14 protein-coding genes are annotated in these 17,614 nt (G+C 34.0%); 9 read left to right on the top strand and 5 right to left on the bottom strand.

Annotation, left to right across the window (positions count from 1 at the left end):
- Positions 1–765: an exodeoxyribonuclease III gene (locus DG435_RS18185; protein WP_106791017.1), complete on the bottom strand. Its 765-nt coding sequence runs from the start codon at positions 763–765 to the stop codon at positions 1–3.
- 147 nt (positions 766–912) lie between these two features.
- Between DG435_RS18185 and DG435_RS18180 the strand changes: the two genes are divergently transcribed.
- A complete protein-coding gene (locus tag DG435_RS18180) occupies positions 913–1,281 on the top strand; it encodes a hypothetical protein (protein ID WP_106791018.1) in 369 nt (122 codons plus the stop codon).
- Between the two features lie 5 nt (positions 1,282–1,286).
- Here DG435_RS18180 and DG435_RS18175 read toward each other — a convergent pair whose 3' ends face one another.
- From DG435_RS18175 to DG435_RS18165, 3 genes are all read right to left on the bottom strand, one after another.
- Positions 1,287–4,274, bottom strand: a complete 2,988-nt coding sequence (locus DG435_RS18175; protein WP_106791019.1) for a GEVED domain-containing protein — start codon at positions 4,272–4,274, stop codon at positions 1,287–1,289.
- Between the two features lie 231 nt (positions 4,275–4,505).
- On the bottom strand, positions 4,506–6,041 hold the full coding sequence (locus tag DG435_RS18170) for a glycine--tRNA ligase (RefSeq protein WP_106791020.1): 1,536 nt from the start codon (positions 6,039–6,041) through the stop codon (positions 4,506–4,508).
- A 177-nt stretch (positions 6,042–6,218) separates the two neighbouring features.
- The gene (locus DG435_RS18165; protein WP_106791021.1) at positions 6,219–7,100 is read right to left on the bottom strand and encodes a hypothetical protein; all 882 of its coding nucleotides are present in this window, start codon (positions 7,098–7,100) and stop codon (positions 6,219–6,221) included.
- A gap of 73 nt (positions 7,101–7,173) precedes the next feature.
- Here DG435_RS18165 and DG435_RS18160 point away from each other — a divergent pair, with 73 nt between their 5' ends.
- Positions 7,174–7,854 carry a ComF family protein gene (locus tag DG435_RS18160; RefSeq protein WP_106791022.1) on the top strand — a complete coding sequence of 227 codons (681 nt, stop codon included), beginning with the start codon at positions 7,174–7,176 and terminating at the stop codon, positions 7,852–7,854.
- A 179-nt stretch (positions 7,855–8,033) separates the two neighbouring features.
- On the top strand, positions 8,034–9,647 hold the full coding sequence (locus DG435_RS18155) for an Ig-like domain-containing protein (protein WP_106791023.1): 1,614 nt from the start codon (positions 8,034–8,036) through the stop codon (positions 9,645–9,647).
- On the opposite strand, the gene DG435_RS18150 is transcribed toward DG435_RS18155, so the two are convergent.
- Positions 9,639–10,421 (bottom strand): amidohydrolase, encoded by a 783-nt coding sequence (locus tag DG435_RS18150; protein ID WP_106791024.1) that lies wholly within the window; start codon positions 10,419–10,421, stop codon positions 9,639–9,641. The two genes, DG435_RS18155 and DG435_RS18150, sit on opposite strands and share 9 nt — an antisense overlap.
- A 331-nt stretch (positions 10,422–10,752) precedes the next feature.
- On the opposite strand from DG435_RS18150, the gene ileS reads away from it, so the two are divergent.
- The 6 genes from ileS (at position 10,753) to DG435_RS18120 (ending at position 17,599) form a co-directional block, all read left to right on the top strand.
- Positions 10,753–14,157, top strand: a complete 3,405-nt coding sequence (ileS, locus tag DG435_RS18145; protein WP_106791080.1) for an isoleucine--tRNA ligase — start codon at positions 10,753–10,755, stop codon at positions 14,155–14,157.
- 5 nt (positions 14,158–14,162) lie between these two features.
- A complete protein-coding gene (locus tag DG435_RS18140; protein ID WP_024768351.1) occupies positions 14,163–14,546 on the top strand; it encodes a TraR/DksA C4-type zinc finger protein in 384 nt (127 codons plus the stop codon).
- A 188-nt stretch (positions 14,547–14,734) separates the two neighbouring features.
- The gene (locus DG435_RS18135; RefSeq protein WP_106791025.1) at positions 14,735–15,268 is read left to right on the top strand and encodes an RNA polymerase sigma factor; all 534 of its coding nucleotides are present in this window, start codon (positions 14,735–14,737) and stop codon (positions 15,266–15,268) included.
- Positions 15,269–15,273: 5 nt separating this feature from the next.
- Positions 15,274–16,068 carry a HEAT repeat domain-containing protein gene (locus tag DG435_RS18130; RefSeq protein WP_106791081.1) on the top strand — a complete coding sequence of 265 codons (795 nt, stop codon included), beginning with the start codon at positions 15,274–15,276 and terminating at the stop codon, positions 16,066–16,068.
- A gap of 25 nt (positions 16,069–16,093) precedes the next feature.
- Positions 16,094–16,849, top strand: coding sequence for a DUF4097 family beta strand repeat-containing protein (locus DG435_RS18125; RefSeq protein WP_024768354.1), 756 nt, complete (start codon positions 16,094–16,096; stop codon positions 16,847–16,849).
- Positions 16,850–16,882: 33 nt separating this feature from the next.
- On the top strand, positions 16,883–17,599 hold the full coding sequence (locus DG435_RS18120; RefSeq protein ID WP_106791026.1) for a hypothetical protein: 717 nt from the start codon (positions 16,883–16,885) through the stop codon (positions 17,597–17,599).
- Positions 17,600–17,614: the final 15 nt, after the last annotated feature.

Raw genomic sequence — 17,614 nt, 5'->3', positions numbered from 1 at the left:
CTACACATCTAATTCGACTACAATAGGGCAGTGGTCACTATGTTTGGCTTCTGATAGAATAACGGCTCTTTTTAAATTATCTTGTAAGGGTTGAGATACCATACCATAATCCAAACGCCATCCTTTATTATTCGCTCTGGCATTAGCTCTATAACTCCACCATGAATATTGATGTGGTTCTGTATTAAAATGCCTAAAAGAATCTATAAAACCACTATCGATAAAATCACCAATCCACTCACGCTCTACTGGCAAAAATCCTGATACTTTTTTATTGCGTACCGGATCATGAATATCGATTGCTTTATGACATATGTTATAATCTCCTAGTATCACCAGGTTGGGATGTTCTTTTTTTAATTCATTTATATAGGTCTGAAAATCTGCCATATATTTTAGCTTATGCTCCAAACGATCCATATTGGTCCCACTGGGTAGATATAAACTCATTACCGATACTCCATTAAAATCAGCTCTCAGGTTACGGCCTTCAAAATCCATATAATCAATCCCAGTACCATACTCTACATGATCAGGTTTTGTTTTTGATAGAATAGCAACACCACTATATCCTTTTTTCTGAGCACTGTACCAGTAATTATATGGATATCCAGCTTCTGAAAACAGATCGAGATCTAACTGTTCTTTATTTGCTTTTATTTCCTGAAGACAGATCACGTCGGGGTCAGTTTGTTGTAACCATTCTAAAAACCCCTTGTTTATTGCTGCTCTAATTCCGTTTACGTTATAGGAGACGATTTTCATTGAATTGTGGTTTAAATTTTAGTAAAAATAAAAAATGAAGCGTCATATCGATACATTTTAATCATCTATTATGAATTTAAATTGGCATATAAATCCCATCATATTCTAATAAATTTTTATGATCTTTATAGTAAACAACCACAAATCATGAAAAACATGCTTAAAATGGCCTGCTTGCTTCTACTATTTAGTACATATAATTGTGTTCCCGCAAAAGGAGTGGATGCAAAAAACACTTCGGATTCAAAAAGTGATACTCAACTTATAACATCAAAAGAAATGGTAGAAAAAGGATTTAGCAAAGGTATCATAGTGAGTAGTAAATCTGCAGGATGTCCTTATATTCTAAATGTTGAAGAATATAAAGATAATCTGGATCCTATTAATCTTAGTGAGTTTTTTAAAGCGGAGGTTCCCAAGCATGTTTGGGTAAAATTTGGCAGCCTTAGAATGGCAAGTAGATGCAACAATGCTCGCCCTGTTTCTATTACAGAAATCAATATGCGTAAAGAATAAACGTATTATTGTACAACAAACCTCGTAGCGTCTGCTTTTCTTTTGTTACCAAATCGTGCAAAATAGACTCCTGATCTCGCATAGGACATATCCAGATCGTATACAAATCTACCATTGGCATCTTTTCTCACTATATTAGAAACAATAACCTGTCCTAGAATGTTAAAAATATAAAGTCTCGTTTCAGTTTCTGGGCCTGAGTCTGATTTGGTGATCAAGAATTGATTATCGGGTTCTGTAATTACAATCAATCCAGTATTTAGTTCTTTATTTTCTCCTAACTCTACTGTATAGTCATGGGTCGTACCAAAGTCCATCGAACCACAGGAATTATTAAGAGGGGCTCCACTATTGGTATTAACATCACCTGCACGAATCCTAAGCAAATGGCTTCCTAACACAGCATCGGCAGCAATTGATATAGTAAACTCCTGATCTGTATTAGCGGCTTCAATAATCTGGTTATCTAACAACAATTCTGATTCTTCAAAAACAATATTATCATTAAAATCAATCCACATAGATACTCGCTCTGATCCATTATTATCTGCAAACCCTGTTTGTACGGTTAATGTATAGTTTCCTATGGATCGATTTAAATTGATGGTAAAATCATTCCTGAAATCCTCATACCCTGTATCACAGGTAATTTGAGTATTGGTAACATTTGCTAATTCGAAAGACTTAATTCCGTCCTCAAATCGAGCGCAATTTGCTGTTGGTCTACAAAACGCTCTTTCTATTGTTCGGGTAATCATATCATTCCCCGTATTCTCATCTGTAGCTAAAGCTGTTCCTAATTGAAATTCGAAAGTTCCTGTTCCTGTAATATCTACCAAAGTGGTAAATGTATAACTTGCTTCTGCTTGTGGTTGTAAGGTGCCTGTAAAAACTTCTTCTATTCTGGTTCCATTATTTAAAGTATAAAAAACCGGAATATTAGTTTGCGCAGTAGAACCAAAATTATACAATGTAACTGTAATTGCTTCTTCAGAAGCTGTAATTCCACTATCAGAGGCAGGGGATAATAATTCTCCTACTCCTACATCAATAGGAAATAAATTATTGAGTGTTACTTCGCTACAATCATTTTCTGGATTAGTATCTCCCGCTGCATTAGTTTCTGCTGTTATCGTATATACTCTTTCTGTGCTAAGATCTGCATTGGTAGCAAATGAAAAAGAAGCTGTTCCTAACGGAGCTATAGGGCCTGCTAATAACTCATTAACTACTGGTCCTCCATTAATAGAGTATGTAACCTGGATGTTACTTTGAGCTGTAGATCCAAAATTCTTAACGGTTACAGTAATGTTTTCAGAATTGGTAAAGGTAGCATCATTTCCTGGGGTATCTATACTTACTACTCCCACATCTGTAGCAACTGTACCAGCCACCTTAAAAACACCTACTACATTTCTTGAGTTGTCTCCTGTATTTTCAAAATATTCTGCAATGTGCCAAAATGTTTGATCATCAACAGGATCTACGGTAAGTTGTGCATAATCTCCATATCGTTGTGGATCTCCTTCGCGTTGTATATCGGTTCCTATCTTGATATCTTGTTCTGCTATAGTCATCATTCCTAATGGGTCACCTGCAAGTCTACCGGTGTATCGAATTGAGGCAAAACTATCTGCACTTGCCCCAGTACTTGTTGTACCCATTGTAGTATACCCCATACCAATATTACCATAAACATCCATAGCCATACTCCCACACCATGCACTTTTACCATCGGGAGAAAAATAAGTTCCTTCCTGAAATACTGTCCAGGGTTGGCCATCTCCACTTTGTCGTAGTTCATACCAGCGTATTCCTGCTACATCATCTGCATCTGCATCTACATCTACTACATGATTAAGTACTACAGAGTTATAATTACAAAATCGCCTGTAATTACTGGCAAACATAACTGCACCTTGTAATGCATCAATATTTCGATCACTACCTGGCTGTGGTAAGTTACCAAAAGACCCACCATCAAAAGTAGAGTCAAAAATTGTTACCGCAAGCTCTTCGGCCTCTGCAATTGTTGATTGACTGGGAGAAACCCAGTCTACATCAATTTTCCATAGTTTTAAAATATCCTGATCGACACCTTCCCACTCATCATCCTGAAAATAAACAATTCTTGCATCACCATCGGGAGGTAACGTTTTTCCTAAAGCATTAAATGATGCCGGGCTGTAAAACCCTCCTATTCTTGCTCCTGGAAGTGGAAAACCTACCATTTTTACATTTTCTTCTGCTGCTCCCTGTAACATTTTTTCTCTTTCGATTACAAACACAATCTCACTGGTTTGCACAGAGTTTTGATCTTTATTTGCCGTTACATAGTATCCATCGGACCAAATTGAAAATTTTGTATAATCAGGAAACCCTTCTGTATTAAATCTATACGTATACCATCCATCATTTACAGGGTCTGGCCCTTGACCTACAGCTACCAAAAATCCATTTGGAGTATTAGAAAACTGAGTAATTACAAATCTATCTGCAAAACTATCATAAAAGACAATTGGATCTCCAAGAGTTTCTCCTGGAAATATATTGGCTAATGATGACGAAGCAACTAACTCATTACCACTTCTATCATGTATTGCAAAAGCAAAGTTTTTGGCACTTACATAATGATTAGGACCAATAGCTCCTGTAGGATCTGAAGGAGCTCTATTGCTAGAATTTGTCTCGAATGTAAGAGAAGGAGCTTTACCTGCTCTCATCATCTGATTGCTCTTTTGTTTTGCAAGTAAAGGATCCATTCCTTTTGGAAAACCTTTTCCCGGAACAATCTTATTTGCATCTGTTCTTCTGGGATTAATCTTACCTTCTCTTGGTTTGCCAGGTAATAATTTTTTTCCTGCCAATGGCTCTATTGCCCGCATATAAGCAGCAGTAGTTACCATACTGGCATTCATGGTTTCTTTCTTTTGTGAAAATCCAATGGCAACAAAAAATAGAAAAGAAACTACTACAATTTTCTTTAATAGCATAAGCAATAATTTATATTAAGACCTGGCTCTTTACTTAGAGACTAAAATACAACTAAACTTCAAAATACGATAACCATAAAGCACTTTATCCTAAGTATTGATAAAAAAACGGTTAATTTTAAAAAAAATTATCAATGATTGTCAACGATCATATCTTATCCATGTTTTTATTAGAATAAAAAAAGCTGCCTAATTATAAGGCAGCTTTATGAGGAAAAACTTCTCCCAAAATTATTTTAACCAATACTCGGCATCTGTTTTTTCAGAAATGATTGCTTTAAGTTCTGTAATCGCCACTCGTTTCTGCTCCATAGTATCTCGATCTCTTATCGTAACCATATTATCTTTTTTAGTATCATGATCTACTGTGATACAAAATGGAGTACCATTAGCATCTTGTCTTCTATATCGACGTCCAATAGCATCTTTTTCGTCATAAATAACATTAAATTTCCATTTTAGATCATCAACAATCTGTTCTGCAATCTCTGGCAGGCCATCTTTTTTAACCAATGGAAGTATTGCTGCTTTTACAGGGGCAACAACTGCAGGTAATTTTAATACTACTCTACTACTACCATCTTCTAATTCTTCATCTTGTAATGCGGTAGAGAATACAGCCAGGAACATTCTGTCTAATCCAACCGAAGTTTCGACAACATAAGGAACATAGCTTTCTTTTAACTCGGGGTCAAAAAATTGTAATTTTTTACCAGAGTGTTCTTCATGTGCTTTAAGATCAAAATCTGTTCTGGAGTGAATTCCTTCTAATTCTTTAAATCCAAAAGGAAAATCAAACTCAATATCGGCAGCAGCATTCGCATAGTGTGCTAGTTTATCGTGATCATGAAAACGATAATTTTCTTTACCTAAACCTAAAGATAAATGCCAATTTAATCGGGTTTCTTTCCAGTATTCATACCATTTCATTTCTTCACCAGGGCGTACGAAAAATTGCATTTCCATTTGTTCAAACTCTCGCATCCTAAAAATAAACTGGCGCGCTACGATCTCATTTCTAAATGCTTTTCCGGTTTGAGCAATTCCAAACGGTATTTTCATTCGTCCCGTTTTCTGAACATTCAAGAAATTCACAAAAATACCTTGAGCAGTTTCTGGTCTTAAGAATAAATCGGTAGCAGATTCTGCAGATGCTCCTAATTTAGTACCAAACATTAGGTTAAATTGTCGCACCTCTGTCCAGTTTTTAGAACCAGTCTCTGGGTCAGCAATTTCTAATTCTTCTATTAATGCCTTTACATCTGCAAGATCTTCATTATCCAAAGATTTTGCCATACGCTGTATAACCTCTTCTTTTTTAGAAAGGTATTTTACTACTCTCGGATTAGTCGCTACAAATTGAGCTTCATCAAAATCATCTCCAAAACGTTTTTTGGCTTTAGCGATTTCTTTTTGAGCCTTTTGATTAAGCTTTTCTGCATAATCTTCAATAAGTACATCGGCTCTATATCTTTTTTTAGAATCTTTATTATCAATAAGAGGGTCACTAAAAGCATCTACGTGCCCCGAAGCTTTCCAGGTTGTAGGATGCATAAATATTGCAGCATCAAGACCAACAATATTCTGGTGCATATTCACCATGCTTTTCCACCAATATTCTCTTATATTTTTTTTAAGTTCTACTCCATTTTGACCATAATCATATACCGCACTTAGTCCATCATAAATTTCACTAGAACCAAAAATATACCCATACTCCTTAGCATGGGCAATAACCTTTTTAAATTTATCTTCTTGCTTTGCCATTGCGCAAAAATAACTGAATTTAAATGATTTGAAAACGAATCTGATTTTGTTTTTTATTAAAATCTTCATCAGTTGCTAACGCAGGGGTTACTCATCGAAAGTAATTTCTGACAAAAGCATAAAAAAACCGTCATATTTTAAGCAATATGACAGTTTCTAATTTTGTATCTAAAAAATTTATCTTAGTTCAAACTGAGTGTTTGAGATCATTTTTGGTCCAGAGAATACATTTACAATATAGTTTCCTTTAACTAGTTCTCCTTCTGCTGCATCTACTAATACACAAACATCCAGTGCTTCATTTTCATAGAATACTTTATTAGTTCCACTATAGGTAAGTGTAGCACTATCAAAGTTTACAGCTATTTTATCTCCTATTAAAACATTACCAGGATTAACCACCTGTACATAAAGGTTTTTATCTCCTTTTTCTGTTAATTTATTTGGTGCAAGTGTAAAACAAACTCTTACTTTTTCTGCTCTACTTGCTTTAGAAGTTGTTGATATTTTACCACTGTTACGTACACGTACTCCTTCTGCTTTAATATTTGCTGCCGTAAGCGCCGAACCTCTTTCTACAATATCAGCAAGTTTACTGTTTTGAGTTTGTAACGAATCTGATAAGATTATTCTTTTATTTAATGCGACAGAAGTACTATCTAAATCTGTAGTTAATTGCGTATTTGCAACCGTTAAACTATCTGCAAGCTTAAACAATCTTTCACGTTCCTTTTTAAGTTTACCTACTTCTCTTCTGTATCGAGAGATCAAAGCCAGATTAGCATCATTATCTTTTACACTATCTAATAAGACTACGATACGTTCTTTGGCCTTAAGTAAGTGATCATCCATTACTTCATTAAGAGCAATAGCATTGTCATACTTTGTTATCAATTCTCCTAATTCACTTTCAATAAGATCCTTTTCTTGTTGCAAAATTGCTTTATTTTGCTTCTCTTCGTTGTAAAACTTATACGTAAATATCCCTAGAATAAGTAACAGTGCTCCTAGAACACCGATAAGAATCTTAAGGGTTAAGTTATTGTTTTGAGTTGTCATAATTAAGATTTATAATTTTTGATGGTTATTTTAATAGCTAAATATAATAATTAATGTTAATCTCCCTAACAAAATGCTAAGAGACTTAGCGTATTTATTCTATCCTATATATTGTGCTGCCTGCGACAGCCCTCTATATACTAATGAAAGGTTACTGTGCACTTCTTGCAGACACGAGCTTCCTTTGGGCAATTTCCATAACGTAAACGCAAAAAAAATTGAAAAAGTATTTTATGGTCGCGTCAAAATTGAAAATGCTACTGCTTTATTTGTATTTCATAAAGATAGTTTAGTACAAAATTTAATTCATAATCTAAAATATCGAGGAAGAGAAGAGATAGGAGAAGAGCTAGGAAAATGGCTCGGCCAGGAGTTAATTCAAACATCTGGATACCAGTTTATTGATTCTGTAATCCCAGTTCCTTTACACAAAAGGAGATTACAGGAAAGAGGATATAATCAAGTAGGAAAATTCGGAGCCGAAATTGCCAAAAAACTAAATGCTGAATATGTTGATTCTGTTTTGAAAAAAATTTCCTACAATAAAAAACAATCCAAACACGGAAGACTTAGCAGATGGATAAACACTGTTGAAACATTCGGGATTCAAAATGAGTCCTTACTTGTAAACAAGCATATTTTGTTGGTTGATGATATTGTTACAACAGGTGCAACAATAGAATCTTGTGTAAATGTATTAAAATCTATTCCTGGTATCAAAATAAGTGTCGCCACAATAGCTATAACAGAGTAATTAGAATAAAGTCTGATATACAATAAATTTACATTTGAAACCTTGTTATACAAGTGAGATTGATATAACGTACTTCTATTTATAAGCCAATTTTGAATTCGTTCTTAAATAGAATTTCATTAAGTTTTTTGTTTTTTAAATATAGTTGTTTCTTTGTGTCCTAAAATTATTGCGGAGATATGAGCAAAAGAATAAATATGATATTGCTTACCTTGGCGTCACTTGTCATCGTGGTTAGTTGTGCCAAAAAAGGTTCTATAACCGGTGGTCCTAAAGATGAGACTCCTCCGGTTTTTATAAAAGCTATGCCTCCCAATTTCTCTACAAATTTTGACAAAAATGAGATCAGAATTTATTTTGATGAATATGTAAAATTAAAAGATCCGCAAAAACAAATTATCGTTTCTCCTCCTATGGATCCTAAACCGACTATCACTCCTTTGGGAGGAGCCAGTAAATACATAAAAATTAAATTTCTTGACACCTTATTAGCAAACACAACCTATAGTATTAATTTTGGTGAAAGTGTAGTAGATAATAATGAAGAAAATCCTAATTCTTTTTTTAGATATGTTTTTTCTACAGGAGATTCTCTCGACTCTTTAAGTATAAAAGGTACTGTTGGTGATGCTATTCAAAAAAAGGCAGATCCTTATATTACAGTAGCTTTATATGAAATTGATGAAAACTACTCAGATTCACTGGTATATAAGACTGTTCCCAGATATATTACTAACACCTTAGATAGCTTAGTTTTTAGTCTGCATAATCTGAAAGAAGGAAAATTTAAACTCATTGCTTTAAAAGATATTTCTAACAACTATATCTACGAACCTAAACAGGATAAAATAGGGTTTTATGAAGAGATAATATCACTTCCTGAAGATACCGCTAAAGTCTTTAATCTTAATATATTTAAAGAAACCCTGGATTTTAAAGCGCTAAACCCTAAACAAGTCTCAAAAAACAAATTTATTTTTCCGTATGAAGGTGAAGTAGATAGCATGAAAATTAAGTTGCTAAGTGACGCACCAGACACATTTGAAACTCGAATCTTTCCTGATAAAAACAAAGATACATTGCACTATTGGTTTAGACCATTTTTTAAAGCTGATTCATTATTATTTGAAGTAACCAATGTTAAAAAATATCGAGACACTGTACTTACCAGATTTAAAGATCAGTATAAAGATTCTCTTGTAGTATCCTCTTATATTGGAGCTACACTTCCACCTAATAAAGATTTTGTTTTTACAGCAAATACTGCCCTGGATAGCATTAATGAGCAACTAATCTCTCTAACTGATAAGGATACACTTGAGGTTCCTTTTTCTATCAAATTAGACATCACAAAAAATGAAGCACAACTGGCTTTTGAAAAAACAGAGAATAACGCCTACAGTTTACAGTTTTTACCAGAAGCTATTAAAGATTTCACAGGCAATGCTAACGATACTATAAAAATCAATTTCCGGACAAAGAAATTAACCGATTATGGGACTATTTTCTTAACACTCCAAAAAGTAGAAGCTTATCCAATTTTGGTTCAAGTCACAAATGAAAAAGAAGAAGTGATTTCAGAAAAAAATGTGCAACGTCAGGAAACTTTGGCTTTTGATTATCTCGACCCGTCTAAATATTACATCAGAATCGTTTTTGATCGTAATAATAATGGCAAATGGGACAGCGGTAATTTTTTAAAAGGAATACAACCCGAAGAAATCCGCTACTTTGCAGAACCAATAGATGTTAGAGCAAACTGGGAAATAAAGCAAACCTTCACATTAGATTAGTTTAAAATTATCTTTATCATCAAGAAAAGGTAATTTATTTCTTATTTTTTTAACATGAGAAATATCTAATGTTGCATATAAAATAGCTTCTCTCTCGACAGGATTTTCTTCTAAAACCGAATCTCCTAAAACATCATATATTCCAGAGTGACCATTATATTCATATCCTTTACCATCAAGACCTACACGATTTACCCCAATACAATAACACATATTTTCGATAGCTCTTGCTTTTAGCAATGCATCCCATGCATCAATACGAGGTTTTGGCCAACTGGCAACATATAACAATACATCATATCCCGAAGTATTTCTCGCCCATACCGGAAATCTAAGGTCATAACAAATTAGCGGTTTAATTTTCCAACCTTTATAATCTATAATTATATCTTTTTGTCCTGCAGTAAAGACTTCTTGTTCTTTGGCCAATGTAAATAACTGATGTTTATCATACACCTCACAAGTCCCATCAGGAAGCATAAAAACCAATCGATTATAATAGTTTTCTTTTTCTTCAATAATAATACTTCCTACAATTGCACAATCCGCCGATTTGGCCATTTTCTCTAGCCATTGTAAAGTATCCTCCCCCATTTTTTCTGCTACTTCGATAGCATTCATTGTAAACCCTGTAGTGAACATTTCGGGTAAAATAATTAGATCCACTTTCTGAGATATCGAATTAATTTTTTGAGCAAAAGCAGCACGATTCTGTATTGGGTTTTCCCATGCCAGATGAGATTGGAGTAATACAATATCTAGAGTTTCTTTCATCTGTTTTATACTATATTTAGAGATCAGATTTGTATTGGATAGATCAATACAAAATCACATACAATTATTTCGTCGCCTAAAAATACTAAAATCTAACCGCTGACAAATGATTTTAAAAAGAGATCTCATTATTCGACATTACATATCGTTCATTTCTAAAATTAATTTCACTACTACTTTGATGTGTTTTCGATAAGAATTCAATGAAAAATTGAATTCTTTGTTAAAAAATCATATTTACCTAACAATTATTTCATATCACATTCCAAATTCACCCTTCTTTTTTCCAGAAAATCCTTATTTTCGCACTCTTAATAGAAAGAACGATCAAATGAGCACGAAGTTTCCTGAATATAAAGGACTTGACTTACCTAAAGTAGCTGACGAAATACTGGATTTCTGGCAACAGAATACCATATTTGAAAAAAGTATTAGTGAACGAGATGGAGCAAAACCGTTTATCTTTTTTGAAGGCCCTCCTTCAGCAAATGGATTACCGGGAATTCATCATGTAATGGCTCGTGCAATTAAAGATATTTTTTGTCGCTATAAGACACAAAAAGGATATCAGGTACAACGTAAAGCTGGGTGGGATACACACGGACTTCCGATAGAACTTGGTGTAGAAAAAGAATTAGGAATTACCAAAGAAGATATTGGTAAAAAAATCACTGTAGAAGAGTATAATGAAGCTTGTAAAAAAGCTGTGATGCGTTATACAGATATCTGGAATGATCTTACACAAAAAATAGGATATTGGGTAGATATGGACGATCCATATATTACCTATAAGTCTAAGTATATGGAAAGTGTATGGTGGTTGCTTTCTCAGATTTATAAAAAAGGATTATTATATAAAGGATATACTATACAGCCGTACTCTCCTAAAGCAGGTACAGGACTAAGTTCACACGAACTTAATCAACCAGGTACGTATCAGGATGTTACCGACACAACAGTTGTAGCTCAATTTAAAGCTAAAAAAGAAACGTTGCCTTCGTTTTTGCAGGAGATAGAAGAAGCTATTTATTTTCTCGCCTGGACGACAACTCCTTGGACTCTTCCTTCGAATACAGCATTAACAGTAGGTCTTAAAATTGATTATGTAGTTGTAAAAACATTTAATCAATATACTTTTGAGCCGATTCATGTTGTTCTTGCAAAAAATTTGGTAGGAAAGCAATTTGCCGGCAAATTTGTGCAGGTAGAAACTAAAGAAGAGCTAACTACTTTTAAAGAAGGAGACAAAAAGATTCCTTATTTCATCTTAAAGGAATGTAAAGGAGCAGATCTCGTCGATATTCGTTATGAGCAACTTATAGATTATGTGCAACCATATCATAATCCAGAGAATGCATTTAGAATCATTGCAGGTGATTTTGTAACTACCGAAGATGGAACCGGGATAGTACATACTTCGCCAACTTTTGGTGCAGATGATGCATTAGTAGCCAAGCAAGCAAAGCCCGAGGTACCTGCATTATTAGTAATGGATGAAAATGATAACCTTGTACCCACTGTAGATTTACAAGGACGATTTATCTCGCAAATGGGTGATTTGGGTGGTAAATATGTTAAAAATGAATATTACGATGATGGTGAAGCTCCAGAGAAATCTGTTGATGTAGAAATAGCCATTAAACTAAAAATAGAAAATAAAGCTTTTAAGGTCGAGAAATATGTACACAGTTACCCAAATTGCTGGCGTACCGATAAACCTGTTTTATATTATCCTTTAGACTCCTGGTTTATAAAAGTAACCGATTTTAAAGATCGTATGCATGAGCTTAATCTGGGTATCAATTGGAAACCTAAAGCAACTGGTGAGGGTCGTTTTGGTAACTGGCTGGCTAATGCTAATGATTGGAATCTATCTCGATCTCGATTCTGGGGTGTTCCATTACCAATCTGGAGAACAGAAGATGGTAAAGAAGAACTTATTATCGGCTCTGTTGAAGAATTAAAAACCGAAATGAGTAAAGCGGTTAAGGCAGGAGTACTCGAAGCAGATATATTTGCAGACTTTGCAGTTGGCGATATGAGCGAAGAGAACTATGATAAAATTGATCTTCATAAAAATGTAGTAGATCAAATTACCTTGATATCTCCTTCAGGAAAACCTATGAAACGCGAAAGCGATCTTATCGATGTATGGTTTGACTCTGGCTCAATGCCATATGCGCAATGGCATTATCCTTTTGAGAATAAAGAAAAGGTAGAAGCAGGAGAAAGAAAAGCCGATTTTATAGCCGAGGGAGTAGATCAAACTCGTGGATGGTTCTATACACTACATGCTATAGGAACCATGATCTTTGATGATGTTGCCTATAAAAATGTAGTATCTAATGGTCTTGTATTAGATAAAAATGGGCAAAAAATGTCTAAAAGACTTGGTAATGCAGCTGATCCTTTCGAGACTTTAAAAACTTTTGGACCAGATGCTACCCGATGGTATATGATTAGTAATGCCAATCCTTGGGATAACTTGAAATTTGATTCTGAAGGAATTGCAGAGGTTCGCCGTAAATTTTTTGGCACACTATACAACACATATTCATTCTTTACTTTATATGCCAATATCGATAATTTCACATATACTGAAGCCGACATCCCATTAGCAGAACGACCTGAGATTGATCGTTGGGTTCTAAGTGAGTTACATACCCTGATCAAAAATGTAGATACCTATTATAATGATTATGAGCCTACCAAGGCAACCAGAGCAATCTCTGATTTTGTTCAGGAAAACCTAAGTAACTGGTTTGTGCGTCTAAGCAGAAGAAGATACTGGAAAGGCGATTATCAAAAAGATAAAGTTTCTGCCTATCAAACATTATATACTTGTATGTTAACGATTGCTAAATTAGGAGCACCGGTAGCACCATTTTTTATGGATCGATTATATAAAGATTTGGTAACAGGAACACAAAAAGAAGGTTTTGAAAGTGTTCATTTAGCACATTTCCCTGAGTATAATCAGGATTTTGTAGACACACCTTTAGAACACAAGATGCAGAAAGCGCAGACTATATCTTCTTTGGTACTTTCTCTTCGTCAAAAAGAAAAAATCAAAGTTCGACAGCCATTACAGCGCATTATGATTCCTGTGCTAAACGAAGCCGAAAAGAATGAAATCAATGACATTGCAGATCTTATAAAAAGTGAAGTTAATGTTAAAGAAATAGAGCTTATAGATGATGCATCAGGTATCCTGGTAAAGCAAATTAAACCTAATTTCAAAACATTAGGCCCTCGCTTTGGCAAAGATATGAAGCTGATTTCCAATAAGATACAATCATTCGGTCAAGAAACCATTAAAATTCTTGAACAAACAGGGCATTTTGATGTAGAAATTAATGATAAAATTATTACATTAGGTACCGATGATGTAGAGATAAGCTCTCAGGATATTGAAGGTTGGTTAGTAGCAAATTCTGGAACTTTGACTGTAGCATTGGATGTAACGATAAGTTCTGAGCTTAAAAAAGAAGGAATCGCCAGAGAACTTGTAAATCGTATTCAAAACATTCGTAAAGATAGTGGTCTTGAGGTGACTGATAAGATAAAAATTGTTTTTCAGGAAAATGAAGCTATTCAAGAAGCTATCGCCACTAATGAGAATTATATTAAAAATGAAACCTTAACCGAGACAATTGAATTTGCATCAGATGTAATAAATGGTACAGAAATTGCGTTTGACGACATTGCAACCCAATTGATAATAAAAAAACATTAAGAAGTATGGCAGAAGATATCAAAGTAAGGTACAGCGACGCTGATTTAACGATGTTTAAGGAAATCATCGTAGAGAAAATGGAAAAAGCACAGAAAGATTTAGAATTAATCAGAAGTGCTTACAAAAATGACGGAAATAACGGTACAGATGACACTTCACCAACATTCAAGGCATTTGAAGAAGGAAGTGAAACTATGTCTAAAGAAGCAAATACACAACTTGCTATTAGACAAGAAAAATTTGTACGCGATTTAAAGAATGCTTTATTACGTATTGAAAACAAAACATATGGTATTTGTCGTGTAACAGGAAAATTAATTAATCCTGATCGATTAAAACTGGTTCCGCATGCTACATTAAGTATCGAAGCAAAAAATATGCAGAGTTAAATACAAAAAAATAATCTATAATTTTAGATTTGACCTCACCGGTTTTTAAACCAGTGAGGTCTTTTTTTTATCTTATATTAAATAGATTATAAAATGAAGCTAAAAGAATTTGATTTATCTGATATTAAATGTAACCTTTTTAAAAAAACAAGGTATTAGTAATAGAAACCAACCAAAAGAGTAACATCTTGAAAAATCTAACTGACGAAGAATTAATGATTCTGGTATCCAATGGTAATCTGGATGTAATGAGTATCCTTTTTGAAAGATACCATATCAAAATCTTTAATTTCTTATTAAAAATGACAAGAGATCGGGAGATCAGCCAGGACATTACGCAAGAAGTTTTCTATAAGGCGATTAAATATAGATCCTCTTATAAAAAAGGAAAGTTTTCATCGTGGATCTATACCATTGCCAGAAATATATTTAGCGATCATTATCAAAGTCAAAAAACAGTCGCTCAACGCTTTGAAAATGTCGAATATAAAATAGAACAAAAAGAGCAAGATAATATCGAAATAAAGGAGACTAATGAAGAATTATATCGAGCATTAAATCAACTCAGCAAAACTGATAAAGAGCTTGTTGTTATGAATCGATATCAAGGAATAAAGTATCAGGAAATAGCCGAGATCACGGGCTCTACAGCAGGAGCTGTAAAAACCAAAGTTCATCGAGCTATCCATAAATTAAAAGATTATTATTTACAAAACATATAACCGTTATGAACTGTAAAGACATACAAAATCAACTGATTGATTATATAGATCATAATCTGGATCAGGAAACATATCAAAAAGTAGAAGTACATATCAAAAGCTGTAAACAGTGCAAAACAGCCCTACAAGAACTTCAAACCGTTTTTGAAGCCATAGATAACACTTCTTCTCAGGAACTTCCGGATCAAAGTTTACAAATGAACTTTGAGAAAATGCTGAAGAAAGAAAAAGAGGGAGTCAATGATCCTAAGATTGTATCCTTAAATCCAAAAGCCAAAAGCTCATGGAAAACAGTTTTGCAGATCGCTGCAACTATTGCACTTGTTTTTTCGGGGTATTTCTACGGAAAACTAGAGAATACTGCATCACTTTCTGAGGAAATGGCAGTATTAGAAAAAGAAAAATATCAAATGAAGCAAACGATGACTATTTCTTTAATAGAAAACGAATCTGCAAGCAAACGCCTACAGGCTGTAAACTATGCAGAAGAATTTGAAAAACCCGGAAATGACATCTTAAACGCTTTAATCAATAAAATGCATTATGACGATCATACCAATGTGCGATTAGCTGCAGCAGAAGCACTGGCAAAATTTTCGGATTCTGAGATGATTCGTAAAGCATTAATCAATGCCTTGGATATTGAACAAGATCCAGGTATACAAATTGAATTAATTCAAATATTAGTTTCTATTCAGGAAAAACGCGCAGTTCCTTCTATGGAAAAATTACTTCAGAAAGAAGAAACACCTGATTATGTGAAAGATCAGGTAAAAATTGGGTTACCCAATTTAATTTAAAAGTACAATCAAAAAACAAATAGTCATGAAGAAAATAGCAATCGCATTACTAGTATTTATAGTAGCAGGAAATCTAACCGCACAAGATTATAAACATTCTCTACAAGGAGTCAAAAAAGTAAGAATAGCCTCAGAATCTGGAGTTATCGCAAAAACTCACAGTCAAAATGAAGTATTGATCAAAGGAGAAGGAAGAAAAACCCCCGAAAAAGCCAGAGGATTAAAGGCTGTGTATTCTGGCGGAAGCGACAACACCGGTATAGGGATTTATATTCAAAAAGAAGGAGAAACGCTTATTATCAGAAACTTGAAAGGTATGCATAGCGAAACCTTAGAAATCTATCTCCCAAAAGAGATCAACATCACTACAGAGAGTAGTAATCTGGGAAGCTTATCTTTTAATGGGTTTTCTGCCGAGATAGAAGCAAGAACCAATGTTGGAGGTATTACATTAAAAAATGTTACCGGTCCAATTGTAGCCAAAACTGCAACAGGTGAAATTAATATTGTATTCGACAAAGTAAGCCAAAGTTCCCCAATTTCTATTGTATCTGCTACGGGAGCAATCGATGTAAGTCTGCCATCTAGCACCCCTGCAAACCTAGAATTAAAAACTTCTATGGGAGAAATCTATACCGATTTTGATATAAAATTCCCCGTTGAACATAAAAACATGAAGGTAATCAGCGGTAGAAGAGCTATAAACACCAAAATAAATAATGGTGGAGTTGATATTACCTTAAGGTCATCCACAGGAAATATTTACCTGAGAAAAAAATAATAGAGGTCATCAATTAATCAAAAAACAACGAACATGAAAACTGTATTAAAACTCATCCTATTGTGCTTTGTTTCATTACAAATAAATGCACAGAAAGTAATCCAAAAAGAACTCACCACTTCTGCCGATCTAATCAAAGTAGAATTTAAATTCGCCCAAGACATCGTTATCAAAACATGGGATAAAAGCAACGTATCTTTAAAAGCCAGTGTAAGTATTAATGGCGGTGAATTTGACGATTATTTTAACTTAAAAATAAAGAACACCTCATCTGTTCTGGATATATCATCAGACTATGGTGATCTATTCGACAAGTGGAAAAAAGAACGTGGTGGATCAAACCGTAAAAACAATTGGGGTCCTTGTAATAATTTAGACATTGATGCTATGTACACCTTGTATCTTCCAAAAAATTCTACTCTAAGAGTAAAAAGCATTTCAGGAAACGTACAGTCTGAAAACTATCATGGAGAATTAATTGTTGATATTATTAGTGGAAATATCGATATAAAAAACTACAATGGAGATCTTAATCTTAAAACCATAAGTGGTGATATAGACATCAATGTTTCAAAATCAAGATTAAAAGCTGAAACAGTTACCGGAATGATTTATTCTGATAAAGACATGAAATTTGATCATGGTAAAAACAGAGTAGTAGGGAGTAAAGTAACAGGTACTTTTGGAGATGTAAGAAGCGAACTACAACTTGGAACCGTGAGTGGAAGTATATTTATTAGAAAACAATAATGAGAAGAATATAAA

Source organism: Aquimarina sp. Aq78 (assembly GCF_900299525.1).
Lineage (GTDB): Bacteria > Bacteroidota > Bacteroidia > Flavobacteriales > Flavobacteriaceae > Aquimarina.
The sequence above is the reverse complement of the archived record's forward strand: the minus strand, read 5'-3'. Positions and strand labels throughout refer to the sequence as shown.

Bases quoted from the DNA above. Each gene is read 5' to 3' on its own strand.
- DG435_RS18185 (WP_106791017.1), bottom strand. From the start codon at position 765: ATGAAAATCGTCTCCTATAACGTAAACGGAATTAGAGCAGCAATAAAC.
- DG435_RS18180 (WP_106791018.1), top strand. From the start codon at position 913: ATGAAAAACATGCTTAAAATGGCCTGCTTGCTTCTACTATTTAGTACA.
- DG435_RS18175 (WP_106791019.1), bottom strand. From the start codon at position 4,274: ATGCTATTAAAGAAAATTGTAGTAGTTTCTTTTCTATTTTTTGTTGCC.
- DG435_RS18170 (WP_106791020.1), bottom strand. From the start codon at position 6,041: ATGGCAAAGCAAGAAGATAAATTTAAAAAGGTTATTGCCCATGCTAAG.
- DG435_RS18165 (WP_106791021.1), bottom strand. From the start codon at position 7,100: ATGACAACTCAAAACAATAACTTAACCCTTAAGATTCTTATCGGTGTT.
- DG435_RS18160 (WP_106791022.1), top strand. From the start codon at position 7,174: ATGCTAAGAGACTTAGCGTATTTATTCTATCCTATATATTGTGCTGCC.
- DG435_RS18155 (WP_106791023.1), top strand. From the start codon at position 8,034: ATGAGCAAAAGAATAAATATGATATTGCTTACCTTGGCGTCACTTGTC.
- DG435_RS18150 (WP_106791024.1), bottom strand. From the start codon at position 10,421: ATGAAAGAAACTCTAGATATTGTATTACTCCAATCTCATCTGGCATGG.
- ileS (WP_106791080.1), top strand. From the start codon at position 10,753: ATGAGCACGAAGTTTCCTGAATATAAAGGACTTGACTTACCTAAAGTA.
- DG435_RS18140 (WP_024768351.1), top strand. From the start codon at position 14,163: ATGGCAGAAGATATCAAAGTAAGGTACAGCGACGCTGATTTAACGATG.
- DG435_RS18130 (WP_106791081.1), top strand. From the start codon at position 15,274: ATGAACTGTAAAGACATACAAAATCAACTGATTGATTATATAGATCAT.
- DG435_RS18125 (WP_024768354.1), top strand. From the start codon at position 16,094: ATGAAGAAAATAGCAATCGCATTACTAGTATTTATAGTAGCAGGAAAT.
- DG435_RS18120 (WP_106791026.1), top strand. From the start codon at position 16,883: ATGAAAACTGTATTAAAACTCATCCTATTGTGCTTTGTTTCATTACAA.